General features: G+C 67.6%; 18 protein-coding genes, 1 tRNA gene and 1 pseudogene. 12 read left to right on the top strand and 8 right to left on the bottom strand.

Going from position 1 to position 17008, the window contains the following annotated elements; translation table 11 throughout:
* Window positions 1-9: 9 nt before the first annotated feature.
* From CLG85_RS20710 to CLG85_RS20690, 5 genes and pseudogenes are all read left to right on the top strand, one after another.
* A pseudogene (locus CLG85_RS20710) lies at window positions 10-739 on the top strand (16S rRNA (uracil(1498)-N(3))-methyltransferase).
* Complete coding sequence (locus tag CLG85_RS20705; RefSeq protein ID WP_260349937.1) at window positions 736-1074, top strand: hypothetical protein; 339 nt, start codon at window positions 736-738, stop codon at window positions 1072-1074. The pseudogene CLG85_RS20710 and the gene CLG85_RS20705 overlap by 4 nt, the downstream one beginning before the upstream one ends.
* Window positions 1075-1096: 22 nt before the next feature.
* Entirely contained in the window at window positions 1097-1594 is a 498-nt protein-coding gene (locus tag CLG85_RS20700; protein WP_260349936.1) for a GNAT family N-acetyltransferase, read from the top strand.
* A complete protein-coding gene (locus CLG85_RS20695) occupies window positions 1591-2118 on the top strand; it encodes a hypothetical protein (RefSeq protein ID WP_095883567.1) in 528 nt (175 codons plus the stop codon). The genes CLG85_RS20700 and CLG85_RS20695 overlap by 4 nt, the downstream gene beginning before the upstream one ends.
* A 67-nt stretch (window positions 2119-2185) precedes the next feature.
* Window positions 2186-3556, top strand: a complete 1371-nt coding sequence (locus tag CLG85_RS20690; protein WP_095883566.1) for a glutamate--cysteine ligase — start codon at window positions 2186-2188, stop codon at window positions 3554-3556.
* 547 nt (window positions 3557-4103) lie between these two features.
* Here CLG85_RS20690 and CLG85_RS20685 read toward each other — a convergent pair.
* Together CLG85_RS20685 and CLG85_RS20680 are read right to left on the bottom strand one after the other, a co-directional pair.
* The gene (locus tag CLG85_RS20685) at window positions 4104-4589 is read right to left on the bottom strand and encodes an ATP-binding protein (protein WP_260349935.1); all 486 of its coding nucleotides are present in this window, start codon (window positions 4587-4589) and stop codon (window positions 4104-4106) included.
* A gap of 15 nt (window positions 4590-4604) precedes the next feature.
* Entirely contained in the window at window positions 4605-4970 is a 366-nt protein-coding gene (locus tag CLG85_RS20680) for an STAS domain-containing protein (RefSeq protein ID WP_260349934.1), read from the bottom strand.
* 264 nt (window positions 4971-5234) lie between these two features.
* Here CLG85_RS20680 and CLG85_RS20675 point away from each other — a divergent pair, with 264 nt between their 5' ends.
* Window positions 5235-6407: an acetyl-CoA C-acyltransferase gene (locus CLG85_RS20675; protein WP_260349933.1), complete on the top strand. Its 1173-nt coding sequence runs from the start codon at window positions 5235-5237 to the stop codon at window positions 6405-6407.
* 72 nt (window positions 6408-6479) lie between these two features.
* Window positions 6480-7127, top strand: a complete 648-nt coding sequence (locus tag CLG85_RS20670; RefSeq protein WP_095882812.1) for an RluA family pseudouridine synthase — start codon at window positions 6480-6482, stop codon at window positions 7125-7127.
* Window positions 7128-7201: 74 nt separating this feature from the next.
* On the opposite strand, the gene CLG85_RS20665 is transcribed toward CLG85_RS20670, so the two are convergent.
* Entirely contained in the window at window positions 7202-8062 is an 861-nt protein-coding gene (locus CLG85_RS20665) for an N-formylglutamate amidohydrolase (protein WP_095882811.1), read from the bottom strand.
* Window positions 8063-8220: 158 nt separating this feature from the next.
* Here CLG85_RS20665 and CLG85_RS20660 point away from each other — a divergent pair.
* Together CLG85_RS20660 and ykgO are read left to right on the top strand one after the other, a co-directional pair.
* Window positions 8221-8295, top strand: a tRNA-Val gene (locus tag CLG85_RS20660).
* A gap of 80 nt (window positions 8296-8375) precedes the next feature.
* Complete coding sequence (gene ykgO / locus CLG85_RS20655) at window positions 8376-8501, top strand: type B 50S ribosomal protein L36 (RefSeq protein ID WP_008884645.1); 126 nt, start codon at window positions 8376-8378, stop codon at window positions 8499-8501.
* Window positions 8502-8655: 154 nt separating this feature from the next.
* Here the strand turns inward: ykgO and CLG85_RS20650 are convergent, their stop codons facing one another.
* The 5 genes from CLG85_RS20650 to rpsA form a co-directional block, all read right to left on the bottom strand.
* Window positions 8656-9330 (bottom strand): phosphoribosylanthranilate isomerase, encoded by a 675-nt coding sequence (locus tag CLG85_RS20650; RefSeq protein ID WP_095882810.1) that lies wholly within the window; start codon window positions 9328-9330, stop codon window positions 8656-8658.
* Between the two features lie 121 nt (window positions 9331-9451).
* Window positions 9452-9802, bottom strand: coding sequence for a lipopolysaccharide assembly protein LapA domain-containing protein (locus tag CLG85_RS20645; protein WP_095882809.1), 351 nt, complete (start codon window positions 9800-9802; stop codon window positions 9452-9454).
* A 5-nt stretch (window positions 9803-9807) separates the two neighbouring features.
* On the bottom strand, window positions 9808-10089 hold the full coding sequence (ihfB, locus tag CLG85_RS20640; protein ID WP_092425075.1) for an integration host factor subunit beta: 282 nt from the start codon (window positions 10087-10089) through the stop codon (window positions 9808-9810).
* A 274-nt stretch (window positions 10090-10363) separates the two neighbouring features.
* Window positions 10364-11053, bottom strand: a complete 690-nt coding sequence (locus CLG85_RS20635; RefSeq protein WP_176476623.1) for a gamma-glutamylcyclotransferase — start codon at window positions 11051-11053, stop codon at window positions 10364-10366.
* A gap of 199 nt (window positions 11054-11252) precedes the next feature.
* Window positions 11253-12929, bottom strand: coding sequence for a 30S ribosomal protein S1 (rpsA, locus tag CLG85_RS20630; RefSeq protein WP_095882807.1), 1677 nt, complete (start codon window positions 12927-12929; stop codon window positions 11253-11255).
* Window positions 12930-13366: 437 nt separating this feature from the next.
* Here rpsA and CLG85_RS20625 point away from each other — a divergent pair, with 437 nt between their 5' ends.
* The 3 genes from CLG85_RS20625 (at window position 13367) to CLG85_RS20615 (ending at window position 16910) form a co-directional block, all read left to right on the top strand.
* Entirely contained in the window at window positions 13367-14332 is a 966-nt protein-coding gene (locus CLG85_RS20625; protein ID WP_260349932.1) for a GAF domain-containing protein, read from the top strand.
* 156 nt (window positions 14333-14488) lie between these two features.
* Window positions 14489-16006 (top strand): aldehyde dehydrogenase, encoded by a 1518-nt coding sequence (adh, locus tag CLG85_RS20620; RefSeq protein WP_260349931.1) that lies wholly within the window; start codon window positions 14489-14491, stop codon window positions 16004-16006.
* Window positions 16007-16217: 211 nt separating this feature from the next.
* Window positions 16218-16910: a metal-dependent hydrolase gene (locus tag CLG85_RS20615; RefSeq protein ID WP_260349930.1), complete on the top strand. Its 693-nt coding sequence runs from the start codon at window positions 16218-16220 to the stop codon at window positions 16908-16910.
* The last annotated feature ends 98 nt before the right edge of the window (window positions 16911-17008 follow it).

Below are 17008 nucleotides of genomic sequence, written 5' to 3'. Positions count from 1 at the left end.
GTCCGCCTCATGACTGCTAAGGTACGCCTGTATGTAGACGACCCGCTGGGCGCGGGACAACCGGTCGCTCTCGAGAGGGAGCAGGCCCACTATCTCTTTTCCGTGATGCGGCTGCCGGTCGGCGCGCCGGTCGCCCTGTTCAACGGGCGCGACGGCGAATGGCTGGCCGAGGTTACCGAGGCCGGCAAGAAGGGCGGCACGCTGAGCTGCGTTGAGCAGACCCGCCCCCAGGGCACGCCGCCCGACCTCTGGCTGCTCTTTGCGCCGATCAAGAAGGCGCGCACCGATTTCATCGTCGAGAAGGCGGTGGAGCTGGGCGTGCGCCGCATCGTGCCGGTGCAGACCGCCTTCACCAACTCCGAGCGCATCCGCCAGGACCGGCTGCAGGCCCATGCGGTCGAGGCGGCCGAGCAATGCGGCGCCACCTTCGTGCCCGAGGTCGCCGAGCTGCAGAAGCTGGGGCCGCTGCTCGCCGAATGGGACTCGCGCCGTCTGCTCTTCTGCGACGAATCCTCGGTCGGGGGCGGCACCGACTATGCCGCCGCGCTGTCCGGCGATCCCGCCCCCTGGGCCGTGCTGATCGGCCCCGAGGGTGGATTCTCCGAGGCCGAGCGGAAAAAAACTGCACGGCATGGATCAGGCCACCTCCATCGCCCTCGGCCCGCGCATCCTGCGCGCCGACACCGCGGCGGTGGCGGCGCTGACGCTCTGGCAGGCGCATTGCGGGGACTGGAAGTGATCCGCCGCGCCCTGCCCGCCGATGCGGCAGCGCTCGAGGCCTTCCTGTCGCAGCACGCCGAGACCTCGATGTTCCTGCGCGGCAATATCGCCGTCGCGGGCCTTGGCGAGAGCGCCGACCGTTTTGCGACCGAGGTGTATCTCTGGTCCGAACGCGACGCGATCCGCGCGGTCTTCGGCAGAACACGGCGCGGCGACGTCATCTGCCAGGCGCAGGGCGCCCCCACAGAGGCGTTTCGTGCCTATGCCGAACTCATCGGCACCCAGCCCGTGACCGTGATCAGCGGCCCCCCCCGAGCAGACGGCTGCGCTCATCGCGGCGCTGGGATATGGTGACGCTGCCTTCAGGCTCAACCAGGTGGAGCCGCTCTACCGACTCGAGCTGGCGACGCTGCCCGACCGCGCGGATGTCATCCGCCCGCCCGGCCCAGAGGACGCATCGCTGCTGGCGGACTGGTTCTACGACTACGGGATCGACATCCAGGCGACAGCCGCCAACCAGGCGGCCCACCAGGCGGCACGCGAGCGCGCCGAATATTGCATCGCGAAGGGCTCGCTGCGTCTTCTGATCGAGCAGGGTCAACCTGTTGCGATGAGCGATTTCAATGCCGAGGTGGCGGATCTGGTTCAGCTCGGCGGGGTCTTCGTGCCGCGTGCCCTTCGTGATGGCGGGCGCGGGCGCCGGGTGGTGCAGCGCCATCTTCTTGAAGCACGGAACCGCGGCATCCGCACTGCGGTGCTCTTTGCCAACAACCCGGCGGCGGCGCGGGCCTACGAGGCCATCGGCTTCGAGCATGTCGGCGGCTACCGCGTCGCGGTGTTGCACAGCCCGCAAGCCGCAAGGACACCCGCATGAGCTTCCTGCGTCCCGAGGCAAAGGCCACTCTGATGCGCTGGCGCGAAGTGGCCGCAGGGGCCGGTATCCTGGCGCTCGGCCTCTACTGGGCGCTCTTCACCGGCGGGCTTCTGGCGCTGCTGGGCTGGGCCGTGGCGGCCCTTGGCGCGGCACTCACCTTTGCCGGGGTGCAACGCGCGCGCTTTCGCACCGGCACCGGCGGGCCGGGCATGGTCCAGGTGGTCGAGGGGCGGATCAGCTATTTCGGCCCGCTCACCGGCGGCTTTGCCGATCTGTCGAGCCTCACTGCCCTCAGCCTCGATCCCGCCGCCAAGCCGCCGCACTGGCTGCTGCGCAGCGAGGACGGCACCACGCTGGCCATCCCGCTGACCGCCGAGGGATCGGAACAGCTCTTCGACATCTTCGCGCAGCTGCCCGGACTGCAGACCGAACGGATGCTGCAGAAGATGCAGGCGGGCGGCTCCGCAGCGGTGCTCATCTGGCAGCGCGCCAGCGCACAAAAGCCCACCCTCCGTCTGCATTGACAAGGGCTTCGGTTCCGCCCATCCCTGACCCTCGACACCCAAGGCGAGCAAGATCGGAGCCCAAGCCATGTCCATCCCTCAATCCGGCGGCGGGCCGATCGAGCATCACGCGCAGCTTGGCGAGTACCTCGAAGAAGGCATCAAGCCCAAGGACGACTGGCGCATCGGCACCGAGCACGAGAAGTTCGGCTACCTGACCGATACCCACGCTCCGCTGCCCTATGACGGCGAGCGCTCGATCAAGGCGGTTCTCGAAGGCTTGCGCGACCGTCACGGCTGGGCCGAGGTCACCGAGGGCGGCAACCTCATCGGCCTGACCAAGGACGGCGCGAACGTGTCGCTGGAACCCGGCGGCGCGCTGGAGCTCTCGGGCGCCCCGCTCGAGACCATCCACCAGACCTGCGACGAGGTGAACGAGCACCTGCGCGAGGTGAAGGGCATCGCCGACGAGATCGGCGTCGGCTTCATCGGCCTCGGCGCCGCGCCCGAGTGGAAACACGAGGAAATGCCCCTCATGCCCAAGGGCCGCTACAAGCTGATGGATGCCTACATGGGCAAGGTCGGCACCACCGGCACCACCATGATGCGCCGCACCTGCACCGTGCAGGTGAACCTCGATTTCGGCTCCGAGCTCGACATGATCAAGAAGATGCGCGTGGCGCTGGCGCTACAGCCGGTCGCCACCGCGCTCTTCGCCAACTCGCCCTTCCTTGAAGGCAAGCCGAACGGTCTCAAGAGCTACCGCTCTTACGTCTGGCGGCACCTCGACGCGGCGCGCACCGGCATGCTGCCCTTCGTCTTCGACGAGAGCTTCGGCTTTGAAAGCTACGTGGAGTATGCGCTCGATGTACCGATGTATTTCGTCTACCGCGACGGCAAGTACATCGACGCGCTCGGCCAGTCCTTCCGCGACTTCATGGCCGGCCGCCTCCCCGCCCTGCCGGGCGAGAAGCCGACGCTCTCGGATTGGGCCGACCACCTGACCACGCTCTTCCCCGAGGCACGGATGAAGAAGTTCATCGAGATGCGCGGCGCCGACGGCGGCCCGTGGCGGCGGCTCTGCGCGCTGCCCGCCTTCTGGGTGGGGCTGACCTACGACCAGAGCGCGCTCGATTCAGCCTGGGACCTGGTGAAGGGCTGGGACGACGAGACCCGCGAAGGGCTGCGCGTTGCCGCCTCGGAACAGGCGCTGCAGGCCGAGGTGAACGGCATCCGCATGCACGATCTCGCCGCGCAGGTGCTCGAGATCGCCGAGGCCGGGCTCAAGTCCCGCGCCCGCCCCGGTGCGGGTGGGCTGCTGCCGGACGAGACGCATTTCCTCAACGCGCTGAAGGAAAGCATCGAGAGCGGCATGGTGCAGGCCGACGAGATGCTCGCGCATTACGCGGGCGACTGGGGCGGCGATCTGTCGAAGATCTACGGCGCCTACAGCTACTGAGGACCGCCTTTTCCCCGAGTTCCCGCTCCGCCCGGTCCGCAAGGCCGGGCGGTTCGCGTCTGTCCGCCCGCGTGTCGGCAAAGGCAGGGGTCCAGCGCCGATCCGGGCCGTGACGAAAGTGTCGATGTCGAGAAATCGCTGCGCTTGAGAGTCCTCGACGCCACGCACTGGGTGGGGGCTGAAACGGCGTGGCGCCGAGGGAAGCCATATGCAGCTACAGCTTCGTGTATCCCCCCAAAATCAGGCAAGACTAAGGTCGCTCTGAGACCATAGTGCAGCAGACCGGAGAGATTGTTCCGGATCGGCAAAAGCCCGCCCAGAGTTCTTCCGTTGCGGCAGAAAGTCGCCCATTTTCGCTGAAATTGAAGGAAGCGTCACGAGTTACCGGGGGTTGCGCGCGACGGCGCCGACGCGGCGCGCCTCGCTGAACCGGGACAGGGCACCGCAGCGGTGCGCCGCACGCGCTGCCGCCCGCCTGCCTTGGCCCGTCAACACTAGGACAAGAATGCGCTGCCATTGAGACCTCGGCTTGACCAGTCGCGCGCGTTCAGCCCCGGTCGCCTGCCGCAGGTCCGCTCTCCAGAACGAGCCGCAGGACATTTTCACCGCCGACGCGCCGGTAGCTCACCTCTGCCGCGAGACGGCGGATCAGGTACCAGCCGAAGCCACCCTCGGGCAGGTCGCCGTCGTGGCCCAGCGGCTTCAGCCGTCCCTCGGGCAGGGCCAGGTCCGGCATCGGCCGCCCCCGGTCGCGCAGCTCGAGGCGGATCGCCCCGGGCACCCCCTGCAGCCACAGCCGAATGCGCCCGGGGCCCTGACCGGCATAGGCGTGTTCGACAATGTTGTTGAGCGCCTCGGCCAGCACCAGCTCGGCGCAGTTCCGCGCGTGGGCGCAATACCCGCCGCGGCCAAGCGCCTCCGTCACCTGCCCGAGCGCCGCGCGCACCTCGGCGGTACTGCTGGACAGTTCCAGCACCAGCGCCGCGCAGCCCGGCTCCGGCGCGCCGGCCCCGGTGACCGAGCGAAGCGCCATGGCCGCCATCTCCCTTCAGCCCCCGGATCCGCCCCCGAGAGGCAGAGGTGCGACCTCCGTCGCCTCGGCCTCGACCAGCGTCGGGTAGAGCGCAAAGATCGTGTCCATCCGGGTGAGGCGGAAAAGCTTGTCCACCATCGGCGTGAGCCCGGCGAGATCGAGTCGTTGCGACGCTCCCATGGCTTTCTTCACCGCGACGACAGCACCGAGCCCGCTGGAATCGATGAACTCGACCTGCGACAAATCGAGGATCACCCGCTCCGCCTCGGGGGAGAGCATGGCGCGCATGGCGTCCTTGAACTGGATCGCCACGGCCGCGTCGATGCGCGGCTCGCCAACGGAAATGACCTGCGGCTCCGTTCCCCGGCACGTCAGCTTCATGAAGTCCTTACCTCCTGGAAGTTCTTACCTCATGGACGTCCTTGCCCTTTGGACACCCCTGTCTCTCGAACATCCCTGTCTCTCGGACGTCCTTTTCCCTGCAGGCATACGACCGGCCCGAGCCGCACATGGACCAGGACCCGGAGCAGCGCCAAAATTTCCGACGCATTGCCGAGACCCCGGCAAGCGCCCATATTCTCAGCACGCTAGACGGCAATCCTTACCATTCGGTATTCAGGTGCCGTGACCCTGGGAGGAGAGAGCATGCAGGATGTGGTGATAACCGGTGCCGCGCGCACCGCGATGGGCGGGTTCCAGGGGATGCTGTCCGATCTCAGCGCCGCGCAGCTCGGCGGCGCGGCGATCCGCGCGGCGCTGGCCGAGGCCGGGCGTCCGGCGGTCGACGAACTGCTGATGGGCTGCGTGCTGCCCGCCGGACAGGGCCAGGCCCCGGCGCGCCAGGCGGGCTTCAAGGCCGGTCTCAGCGAGGAAGTCCCCGCCACCACGCTCAACAAGATGTGCGGCTCGGGGATGAAGGCGGCGATGATGGCCTGGGACCGGCTGGCGCTCGGCCAGGTCGAGGTGATGGTCGCCGGCGGCATGGAGAGCATGACCAACGCCCCCTACCTGCTGCCGAAGATGCGCGGCGGTGCCCGGCTTGGTCACGGCGAGGTGGTCGACCACATGTTTCTCGACGGGCTCGAGGACGCCTACGACCGGGGGCGCCTCATGGGCACCTATGCCGAGGACTGCGCCGAGGCCTTCCAGTTCACCCGCGACGCGCAGGACCAATACGCGCTCGCCTCGCTGTCCAATGCGCTCGACGCCGAGCGCAGCGGCGCCTTCGAGACCGAGATCACCCCGGTCACCGTGCACGCCCGCACCGGCGAGGAGGTGATCACCCGCGACGAGCAGCCCGCGCGCGCCCGGCCCGAGAAGATCCCGCATCTGAAGCCCGCCTTCCGCACCGGCGGCACGGTGACCGCGGCCAACTCCAGCTCGATCTCCGACGGTGCCGCGGCGCTGGTGCTCACCACCCTCGCCGGTGTCGAAAGGACCGGTGCCCTGCCCCGCGCCCGCATTCTCGGCCACGCCAGCCACGCGCAGGCCCCGGGGCTCTTTCCCACCGCGCCGATTCCCGCCGCCCGCAAGCTGCTCGAGCGCATCGGCTGGAGGCTCTCGGACGTCGACCTCTGGGAGGTGAACGAGGCCTTCGCCGTGGTCCCTATGGCCTTCATGAAGGAAATGGGCCTGCCGCGCGACGTGGTGAACGTCAACGGCGGCGCCTGCGCGCTCGGCCACCCGATCGGCGCCTCGGGGGCGCGGATCATGGTCACCCTGCTGAACGCGCTGGAAACCCGCGGCCTGAAGCGCGGCGTGGCGGCAATCTGCATCGGCGGCGGCGAGGGCACGGCCATCGCCATCGAGCGGCTCTAAGCCACCTGCACGGCCTCCTGCGGCGGTGCAGCCCCTTGCGGCCGGCACCGAGCTTTGCCATGAGCAGGCCCCATGAGCGCTGATTACACTCCTCCGCAGGGCGAGATCCCGATCCTGCACGCGGACCACGAGATCCTCGTGGTCGACAAGCCCGCCGGGCTGCTCTCGGTGCCCGGCAAGGGCCCGGAACTGGCCGATTGCCTGATCGAGCGCCTCAAGCAGGCCTTCCCGCAGGTGCTGCTGGTGCACCGGCTCGACCGTGACACCTCGGGGGTCATGGTCTTTGCCCTGACGCCGCACGCGCAGCGCCACATCGGCCTGCAGTTCGAGCATCGCCGCACCAAGAAGACCTACCTCGCCCGCGTCGCCGGCAAGCTCGAGCCAAAGACCGGCCATATCGACCTGCCGCTGATCGTGGACTGGCCGAACCGTCCCAAGCAGATGGTCTGCCACGAGACCGGCAAGCCAGCGCAGACCGACTGGCGGGTGATCAAGGCCAGCGACGAGGAAAGCCGGGTGCATCTCTTGCCGCTCACCGGCCGCAGCCACCAGCTGCGGGTGCACATGCTGGCGCAGGGCCACCCGATTCTCGGCGACCCCTTCTACGCGCCCGAAACTGCGGCGAATTACCCGCGGATGATGCTGCACGCCGAAGAACTGCGCCTGCGCCATCCCGACGGCGGCCTCGGCCTCAAGTTCCGCGCCCCCGCGCCCTTCTGAGCCCAGCCTGCTGCGCTTCTTCTAGGTAAAAATATCCCCGCCGGAGGCGCAAGCCGCGCACCGGCGGCACCGGATCATTCGGCCGCCAGACGCTGCTCGCGATGCCCGATCGCGGCGACCTCGGCGATCACCCCGCGCAGCAGCCTGCGGAAGGCGTGGAAGTTGCCGTTCGGCTTGATCGCAACCTCGTCCATGTAGAGCGCCCGGTCGATCTCGATCTGGATCGCGTGCTGGCGCCGCGAGGGGCGCCCGTAGTGCATCGTGGTGAAGGCCCCGGCAAAGGGCGCATTGCGCGCCACCACGAGGCCGGCCCGGCAAAAGGCCTGCTCCACCAGCTCGACGATCTCCGGCGCCGCAGAGGCCCCGAAACGGTCGCCAAGCACGATCTGCGGCCGGGCCGCACCCCTGCGCAACACGCTGTCCACCGCCTCGTGCGGCATCGAGTGGCAATCGATCAGGATCGATTCGCCGAATTGCCCCTTGGCGGCGTCGAGCAGCGCCTGCAGCCGGCTGTGGTAGGGCTTCCAGTAGAGCCCGATTCGCCGTTCCGCCTCGGCCAGCGGCAGCTTGCCGCTGTAGATCGCCCGGCCGTTGGCGACGACTCGCGGCACCACCCCCAGCCCGCTCGCCACGCGCGGGTTGTGGCCGGTGCGGCGCACCCCCTCGATCAGCGCGGGGTCGAGTTCGTCCGACGACCGATTCAGGTCGAGAAAGGCGCGCGGCGCCCCGGCCCGAAGCAAGGGCGCGCCGAATTGCGGTGCGCAATCGAACAGGCGATCGACGAAAGCGTCCTCGGACGATCGAATCAAGGTTTCGTCGAGGATGGTCCCGCGCAGGAAGCTCCAGGGGTAATCCCGGCCCGAATGCGGAGAGGCAAAAACCACCGCCGAACTGGGCGTTTCAGGCAGATCGAGGTGATACGCGACTTTGGGCATAAGGGCTCCTTGCGAAAACAAGATAGCCGGAACCGATTTCTGCCAAAAGCCCTTGATCCCCCCTCCGACTCCTTTTATAGAGCCCTCCACCGGCGCTGCTCACCGCGGACCTCACCAGAGGGAAACGGCGCGAAAGCAAAGAAAAGCGCAGGCTATACGGGCGGTTAGCTCAGCGGTAGAGCACTACGTTGACATCGTAGTGGCCACTGGTTCGATCCCAGTACCGCCCACCATTATTCACCGCTTCGGGACATGTCCCGGGGCACAACGCAACGCCAGGCGCTCGCGCGCCGCGAAAGAGGAGAGACTTGATATGAAAGTCGCAAACTCGCTCCGCTCGCTCAAACAGCGCCATCGCGACTGCCGCGTCGTGCGTCGTAAGGGCCGCGTCTACGTGATCAACAAGACCCAGCGCCGTTTCAAGGCCCGTCAGGGCTAAACGAAGCGCAGGACTTGATCCGGCTGAGGGCCGCCCAATTGGGTGGCCTTTTTGCTGTTTGGCGGTCAGCCACAAGGCCTCCTGCCGCAACCCCGAGGAAAAGGCCCCGCGCACCGCGGGGCCTTCCTGTTTGAAGGGCGAGGCGCGCCCGTCGTCAGAATCGCGGCACCGCGGACTCGGCCCCGGCCCCGGCCGTCTGCGCGGCGCGGACAAAGGCGCGAATCAATTCCGGCGATTTCTCGCCGCGCGCGCGCTCCACGCCAGAAGATACGTCGATCTGGCGTGCCCCGGTGAGCCGCACCGCCTCGGCCACGTTCTCGGGGGTCAGCCCGCCCGCCAACATCCAGGGCACCGGCCAGCGGCGACCGGCGATAAGCCGCCAGTCAAAGGCCAGCCCGTTGCCGCCCGGCAGCACCGAATCCTTCGGCGCCTTGGCATCGACCAGAAGCTGGTCCGCCACCTTGCCATAGGCCTCCAGCGCCGGCAGGTCGACCTCCGAGGCAACCCCCACCGCCTTCATCACCGGCAGCCCGTGGCGGGCCCGGATCTGCGCCACGCGCTCGGGCGACTCGTGACCGTGGAGCTGCAGCATGTCGAGCGGCACCTCATCGACGATCTCGTCGAGCAGCGCGTCGTCCGCATCCACCACCAGGGCCACCTTGGCGAGCCCCACGGGGGCCGAGAGCGCCAGCGCGCGGGCCTCTGCCACGCTCACGGCACGGGGGCTCTTGGGGAAGAAGACGAAGCCCGCGTAGCGCGCCCCGGCCTCGGCCACGACGGCCACGTCCTCGGGCGTGCGCAGCCCGCAAATCTTCACCTGAATGTCCATATCGGCCCTCCGGCTCGCGTTGCGGTTCCAGCGCGAAAATATCCCCGGGGGGCGCGAGCGCAAGCGAAAGGGGGCACGCGGCCCCCTTCCCTTCAGACGTGCGATGTAGGGCGAGCCGCCCTCAGGCGCTCTGGTCGAGGATCGCGAGAACCTCGTCCTTGTCCTTGTCGCGTTCGTCCTGCGTCTTCTTGAGCTGGCGCTCCAGGCGCTTCACCTCGGTCTTGCGCTGCGCCGCCACGGCGCGGTGCTTGTGCTCGCGCAGCCATTCCCAGACGAAGCCGATCAGCAGGCCGGCGACGATCCCGCCAAGGATGACGATGAACACCGGCACCGTGACCGAGTACTGGAAGTTCAGCAGCTCGGCGAGCTCGGCAGGCAGCAGGTTCAGCGTCACCGGGCCGCGGTTGGCCAGCGAAACGCAGATCAGCACGACAGCCAGCACGGCCCAGAAGGCATAGCGAATGTATTTCATCGAAGTCACTTCCCGTTCAGTCGGTCCCGCAGGAGTTTGCCGGTCTTGAAGAACGGCACGCATTTCTCCTCGACGTCAACCGCTTCGCCGGTGCGGGGGTTCCGCCCCTGCCGGGCGTCCCGCTGCTTTACCGAAAACGCCCCGAAGCCGCGCAGCTCGACGCGGTTGCCATGCGCCATAGCCGAAGTGATTTCCTCGAAGATCGTGTTCACGATCCTCTCGACGTCCCGCTGGTAGAGATGCGGGTTCTCCTCCGCGATCTTCTGGATCAATTCCGATCTGATCATCCTCGCCCATCCCTGTATCGCATTTTCAGAGCCTCCCCCGTTGTACGACCTTTGCCGGGGGCGCGCCAAACACAAAGCGCGCGAATCAGAGAAAAACCCATGAAAAGCAGCATATTGCGCGGCTTCATGCCGGTCTGACCCCTCCGAACCCCACACAGATGGCCATTGCTGCATTGCGGCTAGGCCAAAGCATGCCCCGCGATTCGCCCGCCGAAAGGCTCCGGAAAGAGGCCTCGCGGGACTTCTAGCCCCCGGTAGGCCGCCCTTCCAGAGGCTAGTCCAGCGCGTCGATCTCGGCCGCCACAAGCTGCTGAAGGCGCCAGAGATTCGCATCGTGGATGCCCTGCGCGGCCAGCGCGGTCACCGTGCGGTGCAGGTACTCCGCGTTTGAGCCGGCGTGACCGCAGGCCCGCGCGATGATCGCGGCGGTCTGGTCGAGCGAAAGATCGCGGCGCAAATCCTGCCCCTTTGGCGGCGCATAGAAGGTGAGCGCCTGCACCGGCCCCTTGTCGGCCTCCACCTCGATCCAGGCGTAGGACTCGGCCAGCTCGGCAAAGGGCATCTCGCGCCGCACCAGCGCCTCCAGCGCGGGCACGACCTCCGCCTCGTCGATCTCCTGCAACAGCGCCGTGCAGTCACCGCCCGGCATCAGGGCCATCATCAGCCCCGGCGCCTCGGGGGTGCCGCGCCAGGAGGTCAGCTCGATGCAGAATGCCCGGTGCCAGCCGATCGCCCGACCGGGCCGCGAGGCCGCCGGGCGAAATTCCGGCTTCCACAGCAGCGAGCCATAGGCAAAGACCTCGATCGGCCCCTCCGGGCGCTGCGCGAGGATCTCCTGGGCCTTGGCGGCGATGCCGGCCTCGTCGAGCCGGGTCCAGCCCCAATGTGCGGCATCGTCGCCCTCAGGGACGTCTCGAAACACCCGGCTCACGTGCTCTTCGGTAAGGTGAAGCTCTTTATCCATGTCCTGCATATCGTCCCTGGGGGCAGGACTGCGCAAGAGAGCGGGGCATCCTGCACATGCCCCTGTGCGCTGCTGCGGGGCAGGCTGCCAAGGCAGCGGGCAGTCGCAGGACCGGCGCAGGACGGGCGCAGAACCGGCGGGCACAAAAGAAAAAGGCCCCGGTTTCCCGGGGCCTTCCTCAATTCAGCAAGCGCGAGGCTTACTCGCCGCGGTTCAGAGCCGCGCCGAGGATGTCGCCCAGCGATGCGCCGGAGTCGGAGGAACCGTACTGTTCCACGGCTTCCTTCTCTTCGGCGATCTCGCGTGCCTTGATCGACAGGCCCAGACGACGGGTCTTGCTGTCGATGTTGGTGACGCGGACGTCGAGCTTGTCACCGACCGAGAAGCGCTCGGGGCGCTGGTCTGCACGGTCACGCGACAGGTCGGAGCGGCGGATGAAGGACTTCATGCCTTCGTATTCCACCTCGATGCCGCCGTCTTCGATCGCGGTGACTTCGACGGTCACGATCGAGCCGCGCTTCACGCCGCCAACCGCGTCAGCGAACTTGTCGCCGCCGAGAGCCTTGATCGAGAGCGAGATACGCTCCTTGTCGGTGTCCACTTCGGTGACAACGGCCTTGACCACGTCGCCCTTGCGGTACTCCTGGATGGCTTCCTCGCCGCGCTGATCCCACGAGAGATCCGAGAGGTGCACCATGCCGTCGATCTCGCCGGGCAGGCCGATGAACAGACCGAATTCGGTGATGTTCTTGACCTCGCCCTCGACCTCGGTCCCTTCCGGGTGGGTCTCGGAGAACACTTCCCACGGGTTGCGCATGGTCTGCTTGAGGCCGAGCGACACGCGACGCTTCGCGGGGTCGATCTCGAGAACCATGACGTCGACTTCCTGCGAGGTCGACACGATCTTGCCCGGGTGGACGTTCTTCTTGGTCCAGGACATTTCCGACACGTGAACCAGGCCTTCGACGCCCGGCTCCAGCTCCACGAAGGCGCCGTAATCGGTGATGTTGGTCACGCGGCCGGTGTGCACCGAGCTCAGCGGGTACTTCACGGCCACCAGATCCCACGGATCTTCCTGCAGCTGCTTCATGCCCAGGCTGATACGGTGGGTGTCCTTGTTGATCTTGATGACCTGGACCTTGACGGTCTCGCCGATCGACAGGATCTCGGACGGGTGGTTCACACGGCGCCATGCCATGTCGGTGACGTGCAGCAGGCCGTCGACGCCGCCCAGGTCAACGAACGCACCGTATTCGGTGATGTTCTTGACCACGCCGTCGACCGTCTGGCCTTCGGTGAGGTTGGCGATGACTTCCGCACGCTGCTCGGCGCGCGATTCCTCGAGGATCGCACGGCGCGAGACAACGATGTTGCCACGGCGACGGTCCATCTTGAGGATCTGGAACGGCTGCTTGAGACCCATGAGCGGGCCGGCGTCGCGCACGGGGCGCACATCGACCTGCGAGCCCGGCAGGAAGGCCACGGCGCCGCCGAGGTCGACGGTGAAGCCACCCTTGACGCGGCCGAAGATCGCACCTTCGACGCGGGCGTCGTCGGCATAGGCCTTCTCGAGACGGTCCCATGCCTCTTCGCGGCGGGCCATCTCACGGCTGATCACGGCTTCGCCGCGGGCGTTTTCTGCTGCGCGCAGGTAAACCTCGACTTCGTCGCCGACCGAGATCTCGGGGGCTTCGCCGGGGTTTGCGAATTCCTTCAGCTCGACGCGGCCTTCCATCTTGTAGCCGACGTCGATGATGGCCTGGCCCGCTTCGATCGCGATGACCTTGCCTTTAACTACGGACCCCTCTTCGGGGGTGTCCATTTCGAAGCTTTCGGAGAGGAGGGCTTCGAACTCCTCCATGGTTGCGTTTGCCATGTGGCGTATATGTCCTTTACATCGATTTTTCTGGCCGGGTGGTTGTCTCCACCGGTCTTCGGATTGGTCTTTCGGGCGCTCCGCATATGACAAAGAGGGCCGGTTGTCCGACCCTGCCCGTCTCGATGTCCGCGGCGTTGGTTGCCTTGCTTGACGCGCGCGATATAGCCCCCCCCTGCCCCGCAGATCAAGACCGAAGGCCGGCCCCGGCGCCCCGACCCCGGCGCGCCCGCCCCTGGCCGGCCTTCGGCGGGCGTATTTGGAAAGAGAAGAAGAACAAGAGGAGGAGGGAGCCGCCCCGCCTTTCTTCTAGGTCAAAATATCCCGGGGGAGCCGCGCAGCGGCGGGGGCGGAGCCCCTCTTCCGCAGGCTGTCACGAACGCGTGGCTTGGCGCAGGGGGCGTTTGCTGTATCGTTTCCCGCCGGAGGAGACCCGCATGACCCGATCCCGGCCTTCAGCCGACCGCCACGCCGCCCGCGTCGTCGAGACGGCGACCGACCCCGCCGCCGCAGCGCGCTCGCGGCTCGCCGCCTCGTGGCGGCGCTCGCTGGCACACCACGGGCTCGACCCGGCCCGGCAGGACGGGGTGCACCGGATCACCGACCAGGCGCTTTCCGAGCGGCGCGAGCAGGCCGAGCGGCTGCTGCACATCGCCGCCCCGAAACTCGATGCGCTCTACCAGATGGTCGGCAGCTCGGGCTGCGGCGTGCTGCTGACCGATGCCGCGGGGGTGGTGCTCGACCTGCGCGCCGGCTCGGGTGACCTCGGGGTGTTCCGCGCCTGGGGGCTCTGCCCGGGCTCGGACTGGTCCGAGGCCTCGGAAGGGACCAACGGCATCGGCACCTGCATCGCCGAGGCCCGCCGGGTGGTGATCCACCGCGACGAGCATTTCCACGCCCGCAACACCGCGATGAGCTGCATGGACGCGCCGATCTTCGGACCCGAGGGCGAGCTCATCGGCGCGCTCGACGTCTCCTCCGCCCGCGCCGACCAGACCGAGGCCTTCAACCGGCTGATCGCCGCCATGGTTGCCCAGACCGCCCGGCAGATCGAGGCCGACACCTTCCGTGCCGCCTTCCCCGAGGCGCGGATCATCGTCGCCGATGCCGAGGAAGCCGAGGCCTCGGTGCTGCTTGCGGTGGACGGCGACGACCTGGTACAGGGCGCGACCCGCGCGGCGCGGCGCTCCTTCGGGCTGGAGAGCAGCGGGCCTCTGGTCGCGCGCCCGGCCAGCGACCTCTTCGGGCGCGAGGACGGGCCCTCGGGCTTCGAACGCGCCGAGCGGGCTGCCATGGTCCGCGCGCTGGCGCGCGCCAGGGGCAATGTCTCGGAGGCCGCGCGCACGCTCGGCGTCGGGCGGGCGACCTTCTACCGGCGGATGAAGAAACTCGGCTTGTCATAGCAGGCGCCGCCGCCCGCAATCTTCCCTGCCCGCACCTGTCTCACTGCCGAGACAGATCCGCCCCCCCGCGCGTCCTCCCCCGGGCTGACGCAGCCTCCGCCGCCGGACACACTCCTCGCATCCCCGGTGGAGGACCGGGCCTTGAGGAGGACAGACATGAACGAGATGACCCAGGTCGCGGCCGAGTACAAATCGCCCTTCCGCACCCGCTACGACAACTTCATCGGCGGCCGGTTCACCGCCCCGGTGAAGGGCCAGTATTTCGACAACATCACCCCGATCACCGGCGCCGTGGTCTGCGAGGTCGCCCGCTCCACCGCCGAGGACATCGAGCTGGCGCTCGACGCCGCCCATGCCGCGCGCGAGGCCTGGGGCAAGACCTCTGCTGCCGAGCGCTCGAACATCCTTCTGAAGATCGCCGACCGAATCGAGGAAAACCTCGAGTTCATCGCCACCGCCGAGACCTGGGACAACGGCAAGCCGATCCGCGAGACCATGGCCGCCGACATCCCGCTGTCGGTCGACCACTTCCGCTACTTCGCCGGCGTGCTGCGGGCGCAGGAAGGCAATATGTCCGAGATCGACCACGACACCGTGGCCTATCACTTCCACGAGCCGCTCGGCGTGGTCGGGCAGATCATCCCCTGGAACTTCTCGGTGCTGATGGCGGCCTGGAAGCTCGCCCCCGCCCTCGCCGCCGGCAACTGCGTCGTGCTGAAACCGGCCGAACAGACCCCCGCCGCGATCATGGTGCTGATGGAGTGCATCGCCGACCTGCTGCCGGACGGCGTGCTCAACATCGTCAACGGCATGGGCGCCGAGGTCGGCGCGCCGCTCGCCCGCAGCCCGCGCATCGCCAAGATCGCCTTCACCGGCTCCACCGAGACCGGGCGCAAGATCATGCAGGCGGCGACCGAGAACCTGATCCCGGTGACGCTGGAGCTCGGCGGCAAGTCCCCGAACATCTTCTTCTCGGACGTGATGGCCGAGGATGACGCCTATCTCGACAAGGCGGTCGAGGGCTTCGTGCTCTTTGCCTTCAACCAGGGCGAGGTCTGCACCTGCCCGAGCCGCGCGCTTATCCAGGAAGACATCTACGAGGAGTTCATCAAGCGCGCCATCGCCCGGGTCGAGGCGATCACCCGCGGCGATCCGCGCGACATGGCCACCATGGTCGGCGCGCAGGCGAGCCAGGAGCAGCAGGAAAAGATCCTGTCCTACCTGACCATCGGCGTCGAGGAAGGCGCCGAGGTGCTCACCGGCGGCAAGGCGGCGCAGATCGACGGTCTCGAGAACGGCTTCTACATCGAGCCGACGATCCTCAAGGGCCACAACAAGATGCGCGTCTTCCAGGAAGAGATCTTCGGCCCGGTCGTGTCTGTCACCACCTTCAAGGACGAGGCCGAGGCGCTCGCCATCGCCAATGACACCATGTACGGGCTCGGCGCCGGCGTCTGGACCCGCGACGGCACCCGCGCCTATCGCTTCGGCCGCAACATCGAGGCGGGCCGGGTCTGGGTCAACAACTACCACGCTTATCCCGCCCATGCGGCCTTCGGCGGCTACAAGCAGTCGGGCATCGGGCGCGAGACCCACAAGATGATGCTCGACCACTACCAGCAGACCAAGAACATGCTGGTCAGCTACAACCCCAACAAGCTGGGCTTCTTCTGATCGGATTTTCCCGATCCCCAGCCACCTGATCGGCGCCGGCGTATCCCACCCCTCGTGCGCGTCGATCAGGGGTCTGCCGGCCAGGCCCTCCCGCCTGGCCGGCAGTTCCTTTCCGGCGCCCAGCGCCGCGCCAGGCCATCGCTTGTCCGTCATTTTCCGCGTGCTACCCTCCGCCTCGACGCAAGACTGACGCAAGGCCCAGGAGGCACCCATGAACATCATCTGGCTCGGACACGGCTCTTTCCGCATCGAGATCGAGGACCAGGTCCTGCTGATCGACCCCTGGGTCTTCGGCAACCCGGTCTTCCCCGAGGACCGCGCGGACGAGGCGCTGGAGGGGGCAACGCAGATCCTCATCACCCACGGCCATTTCGACCACACCGCCAATGCCGTCGAGGTCTCGCAGCGCACCAAGGCGCCCGTTTCGGGCATGGTCGAGCTTGCCGGCCAGCTGCACGGCAAGGGCGCGGTCGAGGGCCATGCCTTCAACAAGGGTGGCACGATCAGTTTCGGCAAGGTTACCGTCAGCATGGTGCCCGCCTCGCACAGCTCCTCGCTGCCCACCGACGAGGGTCCGAAGTACGCGGGCATGGAGACGGGCTTCATCATCAAGGGCGAAGGCAAGACCATCTACTTCTCGGGCGACACCGCGATCATGGCCGACATGGCCTGGATCGGTCAGTACTATAAGCCCGACATCGGCATCCTGAGCTGCGGCGGCTACTACACCATGGACATGGAGCAGGCAGCCTGGGCGTCGAAGACCTACTTCGACTTCGACACGGTGATCCCCGGCCACTACCGCACCTTCCCGGCGTTGGAGCAATCGGCGGCGAAGCTGTCCGAGGGTCTGCCCGGCGTGCAGGTCATCGAGCCCGAGGTACTGCTGCCGATCACCCTCTGAGGTGCTGGCGCTGATCCGCCTGGAATGAAGGCAAGGCCGCCCGGAACGCGCTGGCCCGCCCCGGCGGGCCGGCGCTCGCCCGGCGGCCGTCGTTCCAG

The sequence above is a fragment of the Alloyangia mangrovi genome, assembly GCF_002300555.2.
Taxonomy (GTDB): Bacteria; Pseudomonadota; Alphaproteobacteria; order Rhodobacterales; family Rhodobacteraceae; genus Salipiger; species Salipiger mangrovi.
Note: the sequence above shows the minus strand (reverse complement) of the source record. Positions and strands in the feature narration are given on the sequence as shown.